The sequence below is a fragment of the Trueperaceae bacterium genome, assembly GCA_031581195.1.
Taxonomy (GTDB): Bacteria; Deinococcota; Deinococci; order Deinococcales; family Trueperaceae; genus SLSQ01.
This window is the reverse complement of the sequence record JAVLCF010000008.1, coordinates 1-19,926: the sequence shown is the minus strand read 5'-3', so window position 1 is coordinate 19,926 and position 19,926 is coordinate 1. Positions and strand designations below refer to the sequence as shown.

At 73.5% G+C, this 19,926-nt stretch carries 19 protein-coding genes; 15 read left to right on the top strand and 4 right to left on the bottom strand.

Annotated features, from left to right (window positions below):
* Positions 1-37: 37 nt before the first annotated feature.
* From RI554_01545 to RI554_01500, 10 genes are all read left to right on the top strand, one after another.
* Positions 38-721, top strand: a complete 684-nt coding sequence (locus RI554_01545) for a Crp/Fnr family transcriptional regulator (GenBank protein MDR9390695.1) — start codon at positions 38-40, stop codon at positions 719-721.
* Between the two features lie 35 nt (positions 722-756).
* A complete protein-coding gene (locus RI554_01540) occupies positions 757-1,584 on the top strand; it encodes a dienelactone hydrolase family protein (protein MDR9390694.1) in 828 nt (275 codons plus the stop codon).
* Between the two features lie 44 nt (positions 1,585-1,628).
* Positions 1,629-2,219, top strand: a complete 591-nt coding sequence (locus RI554_01535) for a NifU family protein (GenBank protein MDR9390693.1) — start codon at positions 1,629-1,631, stop codon at positions 2,217-2,219.
* Positions 2,220-2,390: 171 nt separating this feature from the next.
* Positions 2,391-3,992: an ABC transporter ATP-binding protein gene (locus RI554_01530; protein ID MDR9390692.1), complete on the top strand. Its 1,602-nt coding sequence runs from the start codon at positions 2,391-2,393 to the stop codon at positions 3,990-3,992.
* Entirely contained in the window at positions 3,989-5,098 is a 1,110-nt protein-coding gene (locus tag RI554_01525) for an ABC transporter permease (GenBank protein ID MDR9390691.1), read from the top strand. The genes RI554_01530 and RI554_01525 overlap by 4 nt, the downstream gene beginning before the upstream one ends.
* Positions 5,098-6,030 (top strand): ABC transporter permease, encoded by a 933-nt coding sequence (locus RI554_01520; protein MDR9390690.1) that lies wholly within the window; start codon positions 5,098-5,100, stop codon positions 6,028-6,030. The genes RI554_01525 and RI554_01520 overlap by 1 nt, the downstream gene beginning before the upstream one ends.
* 92 nt (positions 6,031-6,122) lie before the next feature.
* Positions 6,123-7,274, top strand: a complete 1,152-nt coding sequence (locus tag RI554_01515) for a BMP family ABC transporter substrate-binding protein (GenBank protein ID MDR9390689.1) — start codon at positions 6,123-6,125, stop codon at positions 7,272-7,274.
* Positions 7,275-7,367: 93 nt separating this feature from the next.
* The gene (locus RI554_01510; GenBank protein MDR9390688.1) at positions 7,368-9,218 is read left to right on the top strand and encodes an adenine deaminase C-terminal domain-containing protein; all 1,851 of its coding nucleotides are present in this window, start codon (positions 7,368-7,370) and stop codon (positions 9,216-9,218) included.
* 65 nt (positions 9,219-9,283) lie between these two features.
* Entirely contained in the window at positions 9,284-10,027 is a 744-nt protein-coding gene (surE, locus tag RI554_01505) for a 5'/3'-nucleotidase SurE (protein MDR9390687.1), read from the top strand.
* Positions 10,024-10,743: a VTT domain-containing protein gene (locus tag RI554_01500; protein MDR9390686.1), complete on the top strand. Its 720-nt coding sequence runs from the start codon at positions 10,024-10,026 to the stop codon at positions 10,741-10,743. Before surE ends, RI554_01500 begins: the two co-directional genes overlap by 4 nt.
* Here the strand turns inward: RI554_01500 and RI554_01495 are convergent.
* The 4 genes from RI554_01495 to RI554_01480 form a co-directional block, all read right to left on the bottom strand.
* Entirely contained in the window at positions 10,672-11,520 is an 849-nt protein-coding gene (locus tag RI554_01495; protein MDR9390685.1) for an ABC transporter permease, read from the bottom strand. The two genes, RI554_01500 and RI554_01495, sit on opposite strands and share 72 nt — an antisense overlap.
* A complete protein-coding gene (locus RI554_01490; GenBank protein ID MDR9390684.1) occupies positions 11,513-12,430 on the bottom strand; it encodes an ABC transporter permease in 918 nt (305 codons plus the stop codon). The genes RI554_01495 and RI554_01490 overlap by 8 nt, the downstream gene beginning before the upstream one ends.
* 115 nt (positions 12,431-12,545) lie before the next feature.
* A complete protein-coding gene (locus RI554_01485) occupies positions 12,546-14,081 on the bottom strand; it encodes an ABC transporter substrate-binding protein (protein MDR9390683.1) in 1,536 nt (511 codons plus the stop codon).
* 70 nt (positions 14,082-14,151) lie between these two features.
* Entirely contained in the window at positions 14,152-14,433 is a 282-nt protein-coding gene (locus RI554_01480; GenBank protein MDR9390682.1) for a YciI family protein, read from the bottom strand.
* 63 nt (positions 14,434-14,496) lie between these two features.
* On the opposite strand from RI554_01480, the gene RI554_01475 reads away from it, so the two are divergent.
* The 5 genes from RI554_01475 (at position 14,497) to RI554_01455 (ending at position 19,898) form a co-directional block, all read left to right on the top strand.
* Positions 14,497-15,447, top strand: coding sequence for a 2-dehydropantoate 2-reductase (locus RI554_01475; protein MDR9390681.1), 951 nt, complete (start codon positions 14,497-14,499; stop codon positions 15,445-15,447).
* A gap of 188 nt (positions 15,448-15,635) precedes the next feature.
* Positions 15,636-17,534: a molecular chaperone DnaK gene (gene dnaK, locus RI554_01470; GenBank protein MDR9390680.1), complete on the top strand. Its 1,899-nt coding sequence runs from the start codon at positions 15,636-15,638 to the stop codon at positions 17,532-17,534.
* 4 nt (positions 17,535-17,538) lie between these two features.
* Positions 17,539-18,168 carry a nucleotide exchange factor GrpE gene (locus tag RI554_01465; protein MDR9390679.1) on the top strand — a complete coding sequence of 210 codons (630 nt, stop codon included), beginning with the start codon at positions 17,539-17,541 and terminating at the stop codon, positions 18,166-18,168.
* 75 nt (positions 18,169-18,243) lie between these two features.
* Positions 18,244-19,191, top strand: a complete 948-nt coding sequence (locus tag RI554_01460; GenBank protein ID MDR9390678.1) for a DnaJ domain-containing protein — start codon at positions 18,244-18,246, stop codon at positions 19,189-19,191.
* Positions 19,188-19,898, top strand: coding sequence for an SGNH/GDSL hydrolase family protein (locus RI554_01455; protein MDR9390677.1), 711 nt, complete (start codon positions 19,188-19,190; stop codon positions 19,896-19,898). The genes RI554_01460 and RI554_01455 overlap by 4 nt, the downstream gene beginning before the upstream one ends.
* The last annotated feature ends 28 nt before the right edge of the window (positions 19,899-19,926 follow it).

Sequence of the window (19,926 nt, the reverse complement as noted above, 5' to 3'; positions counted from 1 at the left end):
GACCCCCCGGACGCACGTCCGGTGAATGAGGTGCACCATGCTCCACACGTTCGATTCCCTCGCCGCGCCCCCGAGCTGCGACGTCTCCGACATCGTGCCCGGGACCCTCGCGCTGCCCACCCGGACCCTCGATCCCGACGGCGTCCTGTACGAGTCCGGCCGCGAGGCCTCCAACCTGTACGTCGTCAACTACGGCGTCCTCAAGGCGGTCGTCCCCACCAGCTTGGGGCGCGACCGCATCGCCGACCTCTACGGCCCCGGCGACGTCCTCGGGCTCGCCTCGCTCGACGGCGGCCACCACGCGGAGACCGTCGTCGCGGTGCACGAGTCGTGCCTCACGCCGATCGACCCGCAACAGGCGATGAACGACCGCAAGGTGCGCGACTACGTGCTGCAGAGCATGGCGCGCCAACTGCGCCGCAGCCGGGAGATGATCGACGAGGCCGAAATGCCGGTCGGCGCCCGCGTGACGCGCGCCTTCCTGCGCCTCGCCGACCAGTTCGGCCAGCCCAGCGACGAGAGCGAGCACGGCGTCAAGCTGCCGCTGGCGCTCACGCACGAGGACCTCGCCGACCTGACCGGCAGCAGCCGCGTCACGATCACGCGGATCCTCGGCGAACTGCGCAGCGACGGCGCCCTCTCCGGCACGCGCGGCGTGTACGTCGCCGACCCCGAGGGCCTCGAGCGGGCCACCGACCACTACGTCATGCAGGTGCTCTGACCCGAGCCCCCCACGCCGGCGCGTAGACTGCGCCCATGCGCATCCTGCGACGCACCCTCCTCGCCGCGGCCGCCCTGGTCGCGGCGAGCGCCGTGGCGCTCGCCCTGAGCGTCGTCGTCGACCGCGCCCGCACCGACGGGCGCGTCGAGGCGCTCACCAACGTCGTCTACGACGCCACCGACGGCGGTCCCGACGTCGCCGCCCACCGCGCGGAGCCGCCCGGCGACGGACCCCACCCCGCCGTCGTGATGATCCACGAGTTCTGGGGGCTCCGCGCCGACGTCACCGGCAAGGCCGACGCCCTCGCCGAACGCGGCTACGTCGTCGTGGCGCCCGACACCTTCCGCGGCGTCAGCGTCGACCTGGTGCCGTCGGCCATCTGGAACGTCGTCGCCACCCCCGCCGCCGCCATCGACCGCGACCTGCGCGTCGTCGTCGACGCCCTCGCCGCCGACCCCAGCGTCGACCCGGAGCGGATCGTCGTGATGGGCTTCTGCTACGGCGGCGGCGCGGCGCTGCGCTACGCCCTCTCCGACGACCGCCTCGCCGGCACCGGCGTCTTCTACGGCACCCCGATCGACGACCCCGCCCGCCTCGCACGCCTCCCCGGCCCGGTGCTGGGCATCTTCGGCGAGGAGGACGCGCAGATCCCGCCGCGCGAGGTGGCGGCCTTCGACGCCGCCCTCGACGAAGCGGGCGTCCCGCACGCCATCCGCAGCTGGCCCGGCGTCGGGCACGCCTTCGTCGGCGGCGTCGACGCCATCGCCGCCGGCGGGCCGGCCGGCGAGGCGTGGGCGACCTTCGTCACCTGGCTCGAGGACGTCCTCGGCGCGCCGGCCCCGGACGCCGCCGGCGGGGCGTAGGCCGCGCGCCCCCGGCGCCGGACGCCAGCCTCTATACTCCCCCCATGCTTCACTTCACCGATACCGCGCGCGAGCGCGTCAAGCAGTTCCTCGAGGCGCAGAAGGGCCAGGGCGTGAGCGCCCTGCGCATCGCCGGCACCCGCGCCGAACCGAAGCTCTGGCTCGTCAAGGACGACGACCGCGACGAGGGGGACGTCGTCCACGACGGCGGCGGCTTCGACGTCCTCATGGACCCCCTCAGCGCGCAACAGCTCGACGGCGCCAGCGTCGACTTCGTCGACGACGTCATGAAGTCCGGCTTCCGCGTCTTCTTCGAGAGCCCCAGTTGGGACGACCCGGTCGCGCAGAAGGTCCAGGACGTCCTCGACACCATGGTGAACCCCGGCGTCGCCGGCCACGGCGGCGAGGTGAAGCTCGTCGGCGTCGAGGAGGGCAAGGCGATCATCGAGTTCGGGGGCGGCTGCCAGGGGTGCGGCGCCGCCGACGTGACCCTCAAGCACGGGGTCGACCGCATGGTCAAGGAACAGGTCCCCGAGATCGTCGCGGTCGTCGACAAAACCGATCACGCCGCCGGCGAGAACCCGTACTACCTGCCGCACGAGGTCGACGGGGCCGACAGCCCGCTGGCCGACTGAGGCCGCGGCCCGACCGGGGGCGGCGCGAACGCGGCGCGCCCCCGGGCTTGACACATGACGCGGCCCTGACGTACGCTCGCCAGAATACCTTTCGAAGGTGAATCATCCGGAGAGCGGAGACTCGCCGGAGCCCCCCTTGCGTGCCGGTTCCCGGCGGGCTATGTTGGCCGCGTGCCGCCCTCCTCGGGTCCCCAGGCCCGCCCCCCGTTGCTGGAGCTGCGCGGCGTCACGAAACGCTTCCCCGGCGTCGTGGCGAACGACGGCGTCGACCTCCAGGTCCGACGCGGCGAGGTCCACGCCCTCCTCGGGGAGAACGGGGCGGGCAAGACGACGCTCGTCCACATGCTCTACGGACTCCAGGCGCCCGACGAGGGCGCCCTTCTCATGGACGGCGCCCCCCTCGCGCTGCGCTCCCCGCGCGACGCCAAGGCGGCCGGCATCGGCCTCGTCGCCCAGCACTTCCACCTCGCGCGCCGCCACACCGTCGCGGAGAACCTCGCCCTCGCCCTCCCCGACACCCCCGCCTGGTTCCCCACCCGCCACCTCGCCCGCCGCGTCGACGCCCTCGCCGAACGCTACGGCTTCGAGGTGGACCTGCACGCCCGCGTCGCCACGCTCAGCCCCGGCGAACGCCAACGCGTCGAGATCCTCAAGGCGCTGCTCCAGGGCGCCGACGCCCTCATCCTCGACGAACCCACCAGCGTCCTGACGCCGCAGGAGGCCCAGCGCCTGTTCGACGTGCTGGGGCGCATGAAGGACGAAGGGCGCGGCGTGATCCTGATCAGCCACAAGCTCGACGAGGTCCTCGCCGCCGCCGACCGCATCACGGTGCTGCGCGGCGGTCGCGTCGTCGCCCAGGTCGACGCGGCGGACACCGACACCGCCGAGCTCGCCCGCCACATGGTGGGCCGCGAGGTCCGCCGCGGCCGCGAGGCCGCCGCCCGCGCGCCCGGCGACGTACGCCTGTCGGTCCGCGACCTCCACGTCGCCGACGCCGCCGGCGAACCGCGGCTCCGCGGCGTGCACCTCGAGGTGCGCGCCGGCGAGATCGTCGGCGTGGCCGGCGTCGCCGGCAACGGCCAGGCCGAACTCACGCAGGTCCTCACCGGCCTGCGCACCCCCACCTCCGGCCGGATCGAACTCGACGGCGCCGACGTCGCCGGCGAAGGGGTCCGCGACCTGTTCGCGCGCGGCGTCGTGCACATCCCCGAGGACCGCAACGACATGGGCGTGGCCGGCGGGATGAAGGTCGCGGAGAACCTCGTCCTCCGCCGCCACCGGCAGGCCCCCTTCGCCAAGGGCCGGATGGTGGACTGGCGGGCGGTCGACGCGCACGCCGACGGCGCCATCCGCGACTACGCCATCGCGACGCCCTCGCGCGACGCGGTGACCCGGAACCTGTCGGGCGGCAACGTCCAGAAGGTCATCCTCGCCCGCGAGCTCGGCAGCGAGACCGGCCTCGTCGTCGCGTCCCACCCCAGCTACGGCCTCGACGTCGCCGCCACCGAACTCACGCACGACCTGCTGCGCGAGCAACGCGACCGCGGCGCCGCGGTCCTCCTCGTCAGCGAAGACCTCGACGAACTCCTCGACCTCGCCGACCGCATCGTCGTCCTGTTCCGCGGCGAGGTGACCGGCGTCGTCGACGCCGCCACCGCCACCCGCGAAGCGATCGGCCTGCGGATGGCCGGCGAGCGCGCCCCCGAGCGCGACGCGGCGACCGTCCCCCACGACGTCGCCCACGACGCGCAGGCCGGGGCGGCCCCCGAATGAGCGGCTGGCGCATCGAGCGGCGCGGCGCCCCGAGCGCCGCCCTCGTCTGGGGCGTCTCGCTCGGCGCCGTCGTGGTCGCCATGCTCGTGACGGGGGCGTTGTTCGCCGCGTTCGGCGTCGCCCCGCTCGACGCCGCCCGCGTCATCGTCGAGCGCACCCTCCTCGACGCGCGCGGCGCCAGCGAGGTCGTGCGCCGCGCCATCCCGCTCATGCTGGCCGGCGTCGGCCTCACCCTCGCCTTCCGCGCCCGCTTCTGGAACATCGGCGCGGAGGGCCAACTCCTGGTCGGCGCGGTCGCCGCGGCCGGCGTCGCGCTGTTCGTCGACCTGCCGGCCCCCCTCACGATCCCCGCGATGTTCGTCGCCGGCTTCCTCGCCGCCGCCCTCTGGGGCCTCGGGCCGGCCCTGTTGAAGGTGCGGCTCGGCGTGAACGAGATCATCACGACGTTGATGCTGAACTACGTCGCGATCTACCTGGTGCGCTGGCTGGTGAACGGCCCCTGGAAGGGCTCGAGCCTCTCCGGCTTCGCGTACAGCGACCGCTTCGACGCCGCAGCGATCCTCCCGACGGTCGGCACCACCCGACTGCACTGGCCCACCCTGCTGCTGGCGGTCGTCGCGGCCGCCGCGGTCGCCTGGTTGCTGGCGCGCACCCGCTTCGGCTTCGAGGTCCGCATGATGGGTGAGAGCCCCGAGGCGGCCCGCTACGCCGGCGTCGACTTCTTCCGCACGACCCTCGTCCTCGTCCTCGTCTCCGCCGGCGCCGCCGGCCTCGCCGGCGTCGGCGAGGTCGCCGGCATCCACCACCGCCTCGTCGACCCCGGGAGCCTCTCGATCGGCTACGGCTACACCGCCATCATCGTCGCGCTCCTCGCCCGCCGCAACGCCCTTGCGGCGCTCGTGACCGCCCTCTTCCTCGGCTGGGTCGCGGCGAGCGGCGACGTGATGCAGGTCGCCCTACGCCTCCCCAGCCAGATCACCGGCGTCGTGCAGGGCCTGGTGCTGCTCTGCATCATCGCTGCGGAACCGATCCTCGAGTACCGCCTCGTGCGCGTCCCCCGCGACGCGGGCGCGCCGTCCGACGCGGCCGCCGTGGAGGGCCCCTGATGGACGTCGATCTCGCCCTGGTCCTCACGACCCTCGCCCGCGCCCTGGCGTTCAGCACGCCGCTGTTGTGGGCGGCGCTCGGGGAGATCGTCGTCGAACGCGCCGGCGTCGTGAACCTCGGGGTCGAGGGCATGATGATCCTCGGCGCGTTGGCCGGCTTCGTCGTCGCGCAGAGCAGCGGCGACCCCTGGCTGGGCCTCGTCGCCGCCGCCGCGGCCGGCGTCGCCGCCGCCGCCCTGCACGCCCTGTTGTCGGTCGTGCTGCGCGCCAACCAGTACGTCTCCGGTCTCGCCATCACCATCTTCGGGCTCGGCCTCACCGGCCTCATCGGGCGCGGGTGGGTGGGGCGCCCCCTGGGCACCCCGATGGAGTTCGTCGACCTGCCCCTCCTCGCCTCCATCCCGCTCCTCGGTCCGGCCCTGTTCCAAGGGCAGTACGTCCTCAGTTGGCTCGGCCTCGTCGCCGCCGTCGTGCTGTGGTTCGTGCTCCACCACACCCGCCTGGGGCTCGTGGTGCGCAGCGTCGGGGAGAACCCCGCGGCGGCGGACGCCGCCGGCGTCCGCGTCCTCGCGGTGCGCTTCGCCGCCGTGACGTTCGGGGGGGCGATGGCCGGCGTCGCCGGCGGCTTCCTCTCGCTCGCCTACCGCCCCTCGTGGGGCCAGGGCATGACGAACGGGCTCGGCTGGATCGCGCTCGCCCTCGCCATCTTCGCGCTGTGGGATCCGCTCCGCGCGATCTTCGCCGCGCTGCTCTTCGGGGCTCTGTTCACCCTCAGTTTCAGCCTGCAGGAGTTCTTCGCGCCGCAGTTGCTGACGATGATGCCCTACCTCTTCACCATCCTCGCGCTCGCCGTCACCGCGGTGCGCAAGGGCGCCGGCGCCTTCGGGGCGCCCGAAGCGCTCGGCGAGCCCTACGCGCGGGGGCGTCGTTGACGCCCTCCCCCTCCCCCCGGTCCGTCGCCGCACCCGCGGCTTCGGTCGTTCGCCCGTCGGTTCCACGTCCCCAGTTCCGCACGGAGGTTCCCATGCGCCGCATCCTCGTGTCCCTCGCCGCCCTTCTCGCCCTCGCGTTCGCCACCGCTCAGGACGACCCCCTGAAGGTGGCCTTCATCTACGTCGGCCCGGTCGGCGACTACGGCTTCAGTTACGCCCACGACCTCGGTCGACAGGCCACCCAGGAGCACTTCGGGGACGCCATCGAAACGGTGTACGTCGAGGACGTGCCCGAGCCCGAGGTCGAGGCGTTCATCGACCAGCTCGTCGCCGACGGCGCCGACGTCATCTTCGGCACCAGCTTCGGCTACGGCGACGGCATCCTCGCCGCCGCGCAGCGCTACCCCGACGTGATCTTCGGGTGGGGCACGGGCATCTCCCGCGCCCCGAACGTGCTGACCTACATGGCGGACTTCTACCAGGTGTACTACCTCAACGGCCTGATCGCCGCGGCGTTGTCGGAGACGGGGAACCTCGGCTACGTCGCCGCCTTCCCGATCGCCGAGGTCAAGCGCCACATCAACGGCTTCGCCCTCGGGGCGCGCGAGGTGAACCCCGACGCCGAGGTCGCCGTGCGCTGGCTGTACAACTGGTTCGATCCCGCCGGCGCGACCGAGGCCAGCGAGGCGCTCATGGCGAACGGCGCCGACGTCCTGGCCTTCACCGAGGACACCCCGACCGTGATCCAGGTCGCCGCCGACCGCGGCTACCCCGGCTTCTCGCACTACGCGAGCATGGTCGAGTTCGCGCCCGACCACGTGGCGTCGGGCCAGCTGGTGCACTGGGACACGATCTACGTCGACATCCTCGAGAAGGTCCTCGACGGGACCTACACGACCACGAACCTCGAGGACGTCGACTACTTCTGGCTGCTCGAGCAGGGTGCCGTCGAGCTCGGCGCCGAGCCGGGCGTGCCGGTCGCCGACGGTTTCGTCGACGACCTGCGCGACGTCGTGATCGACCACCCCGAGTTCGGCGAGATCGACGTCTACGAGCTCGTGCTGGAGCGTCGCGACCAGATGGCGCAGGGCCGCGACGTGTTCGAGCCGTTCATGGGTCCGCTCGAGGACCGCAACGGGAACCTCGTCTACGAGGACGGCTACCTGCCGACGCTCGGGGACCTGCTCTCGATGGAGTTCGCCGCGCCCGGCGTGGTGGGCCCCTGGGACAACGAACCGCAGTAACCCGAACGGCCTCGCGTCCCCCGCCGCCGCGGCGGCGGGGGACGCCGTCCCGCGCGGCGCCCGGCGGTCCCGGGCGCCGCGCTACGCTGGGGCATGGCGCCCCACGATGCTTCGCCCGACCCCGGTTCGCTTCCCGGCCCCGACGCCCGCCGCGCGCTGGTGGACGTCGCGACCGGCCGCGCGCCGGCGGACCTGCACCTGCGCGGTGCGCACGTCCTCGACCCGTTCGTCCGGGAGGCCCGCCCCGCCGACGTGTTGATCACGGGCCGCTGGATCGCGGCGGTCGTGTCGCCCGCCGCCGCCGCCCGTGGCGACCGTCCCCCGGCCGCCGCCACGCTGGAGCTGCCCGGGGCGCTGCTCACCCCCGGCCTGCTGGACGGGCACATGCACCTCGAGTCGTCGCTCGTGACGCCCGCCCGCTACGCCGAAGCGGTCCTCCCGCGCGGCGTGACCGGCGTGATCACCGACCCGCACGAGGTCGCCAACGTCGCCGGCGTGCCCGCCGTGCGCTGGCTCCTCGCCGCCGCGCGGGGCCTCCCGTTCGACGTGTTCGCGACGGTGCCGTCCTGCGTCCCCTCGACCGCGCTGGAGACGCCCGGCGCGCACCTCGACGCCGACGCGATCCGCACCCTGATGGGCGACGACGGCGTCGTCGGCCTGGCGGAACTCATGAGCTTCCCCGACGTCGTCGCCGGCGAACCGGAGGCGCTCGCGAAGGCCGCCGTCGCCGAAGCCGCCGCCGCCACCGTCGAGGGGCACGCCCCCGGCCTGGGGGGCTCGGCGCTGCAGGCGTACCTCGCCGCCGGCGTGCAGAGCGACCACGAGGCCAGCCGCTTCGAGGAGGGGCTCGAGAAGCTCCGCGCGGGGATGTTCCTGTTCGTCCGCGAGGGGTCGGTCGCCAAGGACGCCGCCGCCCTCGCCCCGTTGTTCGACGCCGCCCGCGCCGAACGCCTCGGCTTCTGCAGCGACGACCAACTCCCCCACGACCTCCTCCGGCTCGGGGGGGTCGACCACGCGGTCCGCACCGCGATTCGGGCCGGCGCGGACCCGCTCGCCGCGCTCGCGGCGGCGACGTGGAACGTCGCTCGGCACTACCGGCTGCCGCGCCGCGGAGCGGTCGCGCCCGGTTACCTCGCCGACCTGACCGCCTGGGGGGCGGACCTCGGTGACCTGCACGCCGTGCGCGTGTTCAAGGGCGGCCGCGAGGTGGCGCGCGACGGGGCGCTCGTCGCGCCGCTCGCCGGGCCGGACGACCCGGGGGTGGGCGCCGCGGGGGCCGGCCTCGCGGCGAGCGTGACGGTGCCGGCCGACGTCGCGGCGTCGCTCGACGCTGCGCTCCGCTGGCGCGACGGCGACCCGGGCGCACCGGTCCCGGTCGTCGGGGTGCGGCCGGGGAGCCTCGCGACCGACGCGCGCGAGGCGACGCCGCGCGTGGATGCCGGGCGCCTCGCGGCCGACCCCGCCCGGGACCTGGCGTTGCTGACGTGCACCGAACGCCACGGGGTGCACGGGCGCAGCGCCGCGGCGTACGTCCAGGGCTTCACGCTCGAGCGGGGGGCGCTCGCGTGCAGCGTCGGGCACGACCACCACAACCTGATGGCGGTCGGGGCGGACGCGCCGTCGATCGCCGTGGCGCTGAAGCGCGTGGCGGCGCTCGGGGGTGGGCTGGTGGCGGTCGAGGACGGCGCCGTCCTCGCGGAGTTGGCGCTTCCGTTCGGGGGGCTCCTCACCGACGCGCCGCTCGACGCGGTGGCGGACGCCCTGGATGCCCTCGACGCCGCCGCGGCGTCGCTGGGCGTCACGCTGCCCTCGCCGTTGATGGCGCTGTCGTTCCTCGGGTTGGCCGTCATCCCCGACCTCAAGCTCACCGACCGCGGGCTCGTCGACGTCCGGGAGGCCCGGCTGGTGCCGGTGCCGTACGGGCCCGCCCCCACCTCGACGTGAGCGCGGCGACGGCCGCGCCCCCCTCGTCCCCGCCGCCGCCGGTCGCCAAGCGGTAGCCTGGCCCCATGCGCATCCTGGTCAGCAACGACGACGGCGTCCACAGTCCCGGCCTCCACACCCTCGCGCGCGTCGCTCAGCGGTTCGGGGACGTCCGCGTCGTCGCGCCCGACGTCGAGCAGTCGGCGATGAGTCACGCGATCACGGTGCGGCGCCCGCTGCACTACACCGAGACCCGCATCGAGGGGATCGAGGCGTACCGCGTCGACGGCACCCCCGCCGACTGCGTCGCGCTCGGGGCGCACCATTGGGACAAGGTGGATCTGGTGCTCACCGGCATCAACCTGGGCCTCAACATCGGCCACAACATCTGGCACTCCGGTACGGTCGCCGCCGCCAAGCAGGCGTCGTTCCTCGGCATCCCCGCCGTCGCCTTCAGCGCGCCGGTCGACGAGGCCGGCGCGGAACCGGACTTCTCCGCCCTCGAGCCGTACGTCGCGCAGGTCATCGAGACGTTCCTGGCGATCCCGCACCTGCCGCTCCTGAACGCGAACTTCCCGCTCGAGCCCAAGGGGCTGCGCTGGACGCGGATGTCGGTCCGGCACTACGAGGGGCTCGTCATCCCCGGCGAGGACCCGATGGGGCGCCGCCACTACTGGTTCGCCGAACGCCCCCGCGAACGCGTCGAGCCGGACACCGACCGGTGGGCGATCGAGCAGGGGTACGGCTCGCTCACGCCGCTGCGCCTGGACCTCACCGACGGCGACCGCTTCGCGGAGGTCCTGAACGAGCGGCCCGACCCGGGGGCGTGACCGCCCGCCGCGCGCGCCTGCTGGGCGTCTGGGCGGTCCTCCTGGCCCTCGCGTGGGGGGGCGCCTGGTGGTCGGGCTTGGGCCCGGCCGGCGCCAGCGCCGGCGGCCTCGAGGCGCTCGCGACCGGCCGCTGGGTCGTGCCCGGCGTCCTCGCGGCCTACCTGGTGCGGGGCGTGCTGTTGTTCCCCTCGACCGTCCTGACGCTGTTCGCCGGGTGGGCGCTCGGGCCGTGGCTGGGGGCGGCCGTCGCCTGGGCGGGGGTGTTGGGGTCGGCGGGGGTGGCGTACGCCCTGGCGCGCTTCGTGCGCGGCGACCCGACCGACCGCCCCGCGGGGGGTCGGCTCGCGCGGTGGCGGGCGTCGCTGCACCGCAACGCCTTCCGGGCGACGCTGTTCGCGCGCCTGGCGTCGCTGCCGGGGGACGCGGTCAACGTCGTCGCGGGCGCCGCTCGCGCGCCGTTCGGACCGTTCGTCGCCGCCACCGCGCTGGGGGGCGCGCCGGGCCTGCTGGCGGTCGTGTGGGCGGGGGCGGCGCTCGAGGGCACCTTCGCGTGGCGCGAGGCGCAGGTCGACGCGCGGTGGTTCCTGGCCTCCGGCGCGATGCTGTCGGTGGGGCTGGGGGCGTCGTGGGTGGCGCGGCGCGGGTCAGGCGGCGCGGGGGTCGAGGGCGTCGCGCAACCAGTCGCCGAGCAGGTTCACGGCGAGCACCAGGAGTAGGAGCGCGAGGCCGGGGAGGGTGCTGGTCCACCACGACCCGCTGAACAGGTACTCGTAGCCGCGCGAGACCGCCAGACCCAACGACGGCGTATCGATCGCCACGCCCAGCCCGAGGAAGGACAGCGTCGCCTCGAGGATGATGAAGCGCGGCATCATCACCGACACCAGCACCAGCAGGGCGTTGAGGACGTTGGGGAGGGCGTGCCGGAACAGGATCCGGGGGACGCCGGCGGCGAGGGCTTCGGCGGCGGTGACGTACTCGCGGGAGCGTTCGGCGAGGACGCTGCCGCGCACGAGGCGCGCGACCTCCGCCCAACCGACGAGGCCGATGACGAGGATCACCTTCCACAGGCCCGCCCCCCAGACCGCCAGGACGCCGAGCGCGACGAGGATGATCGGGAGCGACAGCTGGACGTCGACGAGGCGCATGAGGAGCGAATCGATGCGCCCCCCGCGGTAGCCGGCCCAGAGGCCCAGGGGCGTGCCGACGAGCACCGAGATCGCGACGGAGCCGAAGCCGACGAGCAGGCTGACGCGGAGCCCGAACAGGATGTTGGCGAGGACGTCGCGACCGAGTTCGTCGGTGCCGAACGGGTGGGTGACCTCCCCGGCCCCGGTCCAGACCGGCGGCAGGAACGACGCGAGCAGGTCCTGCTGCCGGGGGTCGTGCGGCGTGAGCCACGGTGCGGTGAGCGCGACGAGGATCAGCAGTGCGAGCAGGCTCGCGGAGAACCAGGGGATCGTGCGCAACCAGCGGCGGGCGCGGCGCTCAGGCATGGCGCACCCGCGGGTCCACGAAGCCGTAGACGACGTCCACGACGAGGTTGATCGTGGCGAACGTGACGGCGACGACGATGGCGAAGGCGAGGATGATGGGGTAGTCGAGGCGGTACATCGCTTGGAGTACCAGGCGGTTCATGCCGGGCCACGCGAAGATCGTTTCGGTCACGACCGAGCTGGTCAGCAGTTGGCCGAACTGCAGGCCGGCGATCGTGACGAAGGGGATCAGGGCGTTGCGGAGGGCGTGCTTGACGTTCACCACGCCTCGCGGCAGGCCCTTGGCGCGCGCGGTGCGTACGAAGTCCTGGGTGAGGACCTCGAGGAAGCTGCTCCGCACGATGCGGAGGAAGAACGCGAGGCTGAACAGGCTGAGGGTCACGGCGGGCAGCACCAGGTTGATCGGGCCGCCGCGGCCCGAGGAGGGCAGCAGCCCCCATTCGACGCTGAACACCAGGATCAGCATGATGCCGATCCAGAACGTCGGGGCGCTGATCCCGATGACGGAGATGAAGCGCAGGGCCCGGTCGAGGCGGCTGCCGGCGGACAGGGCGGCGAGGATGCCGAGCGGTACGCCGACGACCAGCGCGATGGCGAGCGCCGAAAGGACGAGCTCGAAGGTCGCGGGGAGCCGCTCGAGGACCAGCTCGAGGGCGGGGCGGCCGTTGTAGTAGCTGATGCCCAGGTCGCCCTGCAGGAGGTTGCCGAGGAACACGCCGTACTGGACCCAGATCGGTTCGTCCAGGCCGAGCGCTTCGCGCAGCTCCGCCACCTGGATCTGGTTCATGTCGGGCGGCGCGAGGATCTGCGCCGGGTCGCCCGCGACGTGCAGGAGCGCGAACACCAGGGTCGCGACGACCCAGACGGTGAAGAGCGCCTGCGCCGTGCGGCGCAGCAGGAACGTCGTCACGCGCGCATCCTATCGGGACCCCGGCTGGGGCGGGGAGGGGGAACGGGGCGGAGCCGTCGGCGGCGTCGGCCGGTGGGGGCGCGCAGGCGCCCCCACCGCACCGCAGGGCGGTCGGTCAGTCGGCCGGGGTGACGTCGGTCGCGAAGACGTAGCCGTCGCCGCGCGCCTGGAAGGCGAGGCCTTCGGCCACCGCGACCACCTGGTTCTGGTAGTGCAGCGGGACGTAGGCAACGTCCTCGGTCTGGCTCTTCTCGATGATGGCGCCGAACGCCGCGGCGCGTTCTTCGGCGTCGAAGATGGTGATCGCGTCGGCGATCATCGCGTCGATCTCCTCGTTGCAGTACCAGAACGGGTTGAAGCGGCCGAGGCCGGCCTCTTCGTCCCAGCAGTGGAAGATGCCGTTCAGGGTCGCGCCGGTGTTGTTGGACGCCCAGCCGCTGATCGCCATCGTCGAGTTGCCGTTGTTGAAGTGCTCGGGGAAGAACACCGCGCGCGGGACCGCGTTCACCTCGACGTCGATGCCGACCTCGCCGAGCTGGCCGCCGACCGCCTGCGCGATCAGGGCGTCGTTGAGGTAGCGGTCGTTGGGGGCGTCGAGGCGCACCGTGAAGCCGTCCTCGTAGCCGGCCTCCGCGAGCAGGTCGCGGGCGCGTTCGGGGTCGTAGGCGGGCCGCTCGAGGTCCTCGACGTAGCCCTCGTTGAAGGGCGCGAGGAACTGCGAGGCGGGGGTGGAGGCGCCGCTCATGATGCGGTCGGCGATCGTGTCCATGTCGATCGCGTGGAACACCGCTTGGCGGACGCGCACGTCGAGGAAGGGGTTGGGTTCGCTCATGCCGGGCGTGTCCTCGCGGACGTCGTCCAGCGCCAGGTAGATTACGCGCAGCCCGGGCTCCTGGCTGACGTACGCGTCGCTCGACGCTTCGACGCGGGGGACGTCCTGCGGGAGAACGGTGACGGCCATGTCGACCTCGCCGGACAACAGCGCCGCGACGCGGGTGGCGCCGTTGGGAATGGCGGTCAGGCGGACGTCCTCGTAGGCGGGCGTGCCGCCCCAGTAGTCGGGGTTCGCGTCGAGCTCGAGGTAGTCCTCGGCCAACCAGTCCTGGAAGACGTACGGTCCCGTGCCGACCGGGTTCTCCGCGAACGCCTCCTCGCCGACCTCTTCGATCAGGGCCTGCGGAACGACCCGGACGTAATCGAGGTTGGCGGGCATGAGCGGGTCGGGGGCGGTCGTCGTGACCTCCACCGTGTCGACGTCGAGGGCGGTCGCCGCTTCGTAGGTGCTGAGCCCCCCGCGCATCTCGCTCATCGGGTGCGTCGCGGCGCGGTCGATGCTGAACGCGACGTCCTCCGCGGTCATGGGGGTGCCGTCGTGGAACGTCACCCCCTGCCGGATCTCGAAGTGCCAGGTGGTCGGGTCGACGTTCTCCCAGCTCGTGGCGATGCCGGGCACGACGTTCCCGTCGCGGTCGAAGGCGGTGACGTTGTCGAAGATGTGGCGCTGCCAGGAGATGGTGGTGGTCTCGTTGCGCATCATCGGGTCGAGGGTGGCGGCGCCGCCCTGGAAGGCGATGACGAGCTCGTCCTGCGCGTGCACGAGACCGAGGGTCAGCGTGGCGGCGACGAGGAGACCTGCGAAGCGTCGGAACATGGGGAACCGTCCTTTCGGGTCGACCGGATTGTGACGACGGCGCGACCTTAGCACGCGGCGTGCCGCGGCCTCATACCGACCGACGAAACGGCGTGATCTCGACGCGCTCCCACACCCCCTCCTTCGTGTAGACGTCGTCGTCGACGAGGGCGCGGACGGCGTCCTCGCCCTCGGCTTCGACGACGAGCATCGAGCCGCGGATCGTTTCGCCGTCCTCGGCGAGCATCACGCCGCCGATGGCGACGCGGCCGGCGTCGACGAGCGGTTGGAGGTTCTCGAGGTGGGTGGCGCGGACCTGCATGCGCCGGTCGCGGGCGTCGGGGGCGTCGTAGGCCAGGATGAGGTACTGCATCGGGTCTCCTCGGGCGGGGGGCGCCCCGCCCCCCCACGGTACGACGGCGGGTACGCTTTGCGTATGCGTTGGCTCATCGTGGGGGCGGGGGGGATCGGCTTGGTCTACGGCACGCGCCTCGTGGCGATCGGCGAGTCGGTGACGTTCGTGGCGCGCGGTGCGCATCTCGAGGCGATGCGCGCGCACGGTGCGGCGGTCGCGCACCCGACCTTTGCCTTCGAGGGGCCCGTCGACGCGGTCGACGTCGCGACGCTTCGCTCGGACCGCGACCCGGGGGCGTTCGACGCGGTCCTGGTGGCGCTCAAGGCGTACCAGGTGCGCGACGTGCTCCAGGAGGTGGGGCCCTGGTTGGCGCGCGGCGACGCGCCGGTCGTGTCGCTGCAGAACGGTGTGGACGCCGAGGCGTGGATCGCCGACGGGGTCGGCGGCGCCCGGACGCTCGGCGGGGTCGCGGCCGGCGTGGGGGCGCACGTCGTGGCGCCGGGGCGCGTCGAGGCGCGGGGGGAGGCGCGCCTCGTGCTGGGGCCGTGGCCGGACGGGCGTCGCGGCGAAGCGGACCCGTACGAGGCGCAGGCGCTCGCCGACGCGTTCGAGCGGGCGGGCGTGCCGGCGACGTCGACGCAGCGGATCGAGGCGGAGCTGTGGCGGAAGTGGATGACGACCGTCGCCCTGAACCCGCTGTCCGCCTGGGTCGACCGCGACCCGCGGGCGTTGATCGAGGCGCCGGAGTACGCGCCGGTGGTCGAGGCGATCGTGCGGGAGGTGCACGCCCTGGGCCTCGCGAGCGGCGTGCCGTTGGACGCAGGCGACGTCGACGCGACCCTGGCGTCGATCCGGGCGCTGGAGGCCGTGCCGACGTCGATGCAGGTCGATCGGGCGCGGGGACGCCCGCTGGAGGTGGCGGCGACGTCGGGGGCGGTGCGGGCGCGTGCGGCGGAACGGGGCGTGCCGGTCCCGACGACGGCGTGGGTGGATGCGGGGCTGCGGGGCGAGGCGGACGTCGTCGTCGGCTGAGGGCGGACGCTCCCTCCCCCTACCCCCGACTTGAGTGTATTGCACTCACATCTGTTGACAGGGCCTGCTCGGCCCTGCTACGCTTCCTCCTAGACACCCTGCGTCCGCCTCCCTCAACGAACCTGAGGTCGGCGGGCGCGCCGTGCGCGCCGCGCACGCGATTCCCGCACCACGAATGGAGGCCCCCCATGGGCAACGCCGTCGGCATCGACCTCGGAACCACGAACAGCGTCATCGCACGCATGGAGGGCGGCGAACCGACCGTCCTCGTCAACGGCGAGGGCGCGCGCACCACCCCGTCCGTCGTCGCCTTCAAGGACGACCAACGCCTCGTCGGCCAGGTCGCCAAACGCCAAGCCGTCCTCAACGCGCAGGGCACCCTCTTCGAGATCAAGCGCTTCATGGGCCGCACCTGGGAGGAGGTCGCCAGCGAGGTCGAACGCGCCCCCTACGAGGTCGTCAAGGCCGACGACGGCGGCGTCCGCTTCAAGGTCGGCGAAGAGCTCCACAGCCCCGAAGAGATCAGCGCCATGATCCTGCGCAAGCTCGTCGCCGACGCCAGCGACCAGCTGGGCGAGAAGATCACCGAAGCGGTCATCACCGTCCCCGCCTACTTCAACAACGCCCAGCGCGAAGCGACGCAGAACGCCGGCAAGATCGCCGGCCTCGAGGTCCTGCGCATCGTCAACGAACCCACCGCGGCGGCGCTCGCCTACGGCCTCGACAAGAAGGGCAGCGAGACCGTCCTCGTCTTCGACTTCGGCGGCGGGACCTTCGACGTCTCCGTCCTCGAGGTCGGCGAAGGGGTGTTCGAGGTGCGCTCCACGCACGGCGACACCCACCTCGGCGGGAGCGACTTCGACTACGCCATCGTCGACTGGCTCGCCGAGGACTTCCAGAAGGAGTACGGCGTCGACCTCAAGAAGGACAAGCAGGCGCTGCAACGCATGATCGAAGCGGCGGAGAAGGCCAAGATCGAACTCTCCGGCCTCCCCGAGACGACCATCAGCCTGCCGTTCATCGCGATGGACCCCGGCAGCAACGCCCCGCTCTACCTCGAGAAGAAGCTCACCCGCAGCACCTTCGAGGACCTCATCGCCCCGCTCCTGAAGCGCCTCCGCAAGCCGGTCGAGGACGCCCTCTCCGACGCCGACATCGCCAAGGGCGACGTCGACGAGGTCATCCTCGTCGGCGGCTCCACCCGCGTGCCCGCCGTCAAGGACGTCGTCCAGGAGATGCTCGGCAAGGCCCCCAACCAATCGGTCAACCCCGACGAGGTCGTCGCGCTCGGGGCCGCCATCCAGGCGGGCGTCCTCAAGGGTGACGTCGAGGACATCGTCCTCCTCGACGTCACGCCGCTCAGCCTCGGCGTCGAAACGAAGGGGGGCGTGTTCACCACCCTCATCGAGCGCAACACCACCGTCCCGGTCCGCAAGACCGAGACGTTCACCACCGCCGACGCCAACCAGACCGGCGTCGAGGTGCACGTCCTGCAGGGCGAACGCAGCATGGCGCGGGAGAACAAGTCGCTCGGCAAGTTCAAGCTCGACGAGATCCCCCCGATGCCGGCCGGCATGCCGCAGATCGAGATCACCTACGACATCGACGCCAACGGCGTTCTGAACGTCTCCGCCCGCGAGAAGTCCACCGGCAAGGAGGCCAGCATCACCATCCAGAACACCACCACCCTCAGCGAGGACGAGGTGGACCGGATGGTCCAGGACGCCGAACGCCACGCCGACGAGGACGCCGCGTTCCGCGAGGTGGCCGAGGCCCGCAACGCCGCGGACTCCATGCGCACCCAAGCGCAGAAGATCCTCGACGAGACCGAGAGCGCGACCGACGACCAGAAGCAGCCGCTCCAGAGCGCCATCGACGACGTCGCCAAGGCGGTCGACGACCCGAACGTCGAGAAGGACCGCTACGAGGAGCTGACGCAGACCCTCGCCGAGGCGCTGCAGACCTTCCAGGCGGCCACCGCCCCCGCCGAGGAGGAGGCGGAGACCGCCGCCGCCGAAGCGGACGAGGCGACCTCCGCGGACGACGAGGACGACGTCGTCGACGCCGACTTCAAGCCGGCCGGGTGAGCGCGTGAACGACGAGCCCCGCCCCGACGACGCGCCGGCCCCCGAGGTCGAGCCCGCCCCCGACGTCGAGCCCGTCGACGCCCCGTCCACCCCCGATGCGCCGGCCGAGGCCGGCGCCGGGGAGGGCGGCGCGGCGGGCGACGACGAAACGTCGATCCTCCGCAACGAGATCGCCCTCGTCCAGGCGCAACTCGAGCAGGCGCAGAGCGACCTCGAAGCGGAACGCGACCGGGCGCTCCGCGCCCGCGCCGAGCTCGACACCGTCCGCCGCCGCGCCGCCGGCGAGGAGGCCCGCGCCCGCGACGCCGGCTTCGACGCCGCCGTCCTCCCGGTCATGCAGGTCGCCGACGACCTGCGCCGCGCGCTCGAGGCCGCCGACCAGGGCGACCCCGCCGACATCGTGCCCGGCGTCCGCGCGGTGATGGAGGGGCTGGAGCGCGAACTCGGCAAGCTCGGCGTCGAACGCGTCGGCGCGGTCGGCGAGACCTTCGATCCCGACCGGCACGAGGCGCTCTCCAGCGTCCCGGCCGGCGACGACGGCGCGCCCGGCACCATCGCGCAGGTGTTCGAGGCCGGCTACGTGCGCGGCGACCGGTTGGTCCGCCCCGCCCGCGTCGTCGTCTACCAGGACTGACGCCGCCGGCCGCCCGCGCGGGCGCCCCCGCGGACACGCCCGCGGACGCCCGCGGCACGGAAGGGAGGTGACCCCGTGGCCGACTTCAAGGACTACTACGACGTGCTCGGCGTCGCGCGCGACGCCAGCCAGGACGACATCAAGCGCGCCTACCGCAAGGCGGCCGCGAAACACCACCCCGACCGCAACCCCGACGACCCTGCGGCGGAGGACCGCTTCAAGGAGGTCAACGAGGCGTACACCGCCCTGTCCGACCCCGAGAAGCGCAAGGTGTACGACACCTACGGCCGGACCGGCCAGGTCCCCCCGCAGGGCGGCGGCTTCGCCGGCGGTCCCGGCGGCGGGCAGGTGTGGACGCAGGTCGACCCCGACACCGCGGCCGGCTTCAGCGACTTCTTCCAGAGCCTCTTCGGAAGCGCGAGCGGCATGGGGGGCTTCCGCAGCGGAACGGTGGGCGGCGACCCGTTCGCCGACCTGCGCGGCGCCCGGAGCGCGGCGCCCGCCCCCGCCGAGGGCGACCTCGCCCTCGACCTGCACCGCGCCTACCACGGTGGCGACGTCGCCATCACCGTCGGCGGTCGCCGCGTGAGCGTCACCGTCCCCGCCGGCGTGCGTCCCGGCACCACCCTCCGCCTCCGCGGGCAGGCGCCCCGCGGCGGCGATCTGCACCTCAAGGTCCGCGTGCGTCCCTCCGGCGGCCTCCGCCTCGACGGCGACGACGTCCGCACCACCGTCGCCGTCCCCGACCACCTCGCGGCGCTCGGGGGGACGGTCGAGGTCCCGACCCTCGCCGGCCCCGCCGAGGTGACGATCCCCCCCGGCAGCTCCGGCGGGCGCGTCCTTCGGCTCCGCGGGCAAGGGTGGCCGACGAAGGGCGGCGGGCGCGGCGACCAACGCGTGCACCTCCGCGTCACGGTGCCCGCCACCCTCGACGACGCCCAACGCGAGGCCTACCGCACCCTCGCCGCCCACGGCGACGACGCCGCCCAGATCGACGACCCCGCGGAAAGCGACGCCGCGTGAGGCGCGCGCTCGCGAGGTCCCTCCTCGCCCTCCTCGCGATCCTTGCGACGCCCGCCTGCGCCCAGACCGACGGCACCGACCCCGCTGCCCGGGACGCCATCCTGGTGCTCGGCGACAGCGTCATGGCCTGGAACGAGGCGGAGGGCGCCGCGGTCGCCGACGGCCTGCGCGACGTGCTCGGCGTGCCCGTCACCTCGCGCGCCGTGCCCGGCGCGACCCTCCTCGGCCCCGAGAAGGAACGCATCGGGGCCGGCTACGCCCCCGGCCCCTGGGCCTGGGTCGTCGTCCAGGGCGGCGCCAACGACCTCGTCGAGCGGTGCGGGTGCGGCCCCTGCGACGCGACCCTCGACCGCCTCCTCGCGCCCGACGCGCGCAGCGGCGTCGTCGCCGACCTCGTCGCCGACGTCCGCCGCGACGGCGCCGGCGTCGTCCTGTGGAGCTACTACGACGTGCCCGACCGCGCCCCCTTCCCGTACGGCCGGTGCGGCGACGAGCTCGCGGTGATGCGCCAACGCTTCACCCGGCTCGCCGAGCGCGACCCGCGCATCGTCGTCGTCGACGGTCGCGAGGCGGTCGACCCCAGGCGCCCCGGCGACTACGACCCGGACGCCGTACACCCGTCGCCTGCCGGCTCGCGCGCCATCGCCAAGCACCTCGCGGCCGCCCTCCGGGACACCGAGCGCGGCGCGACCGCCGCCGGCGACTGAACGCCTCCGGCGGCACCTCACACCTCTC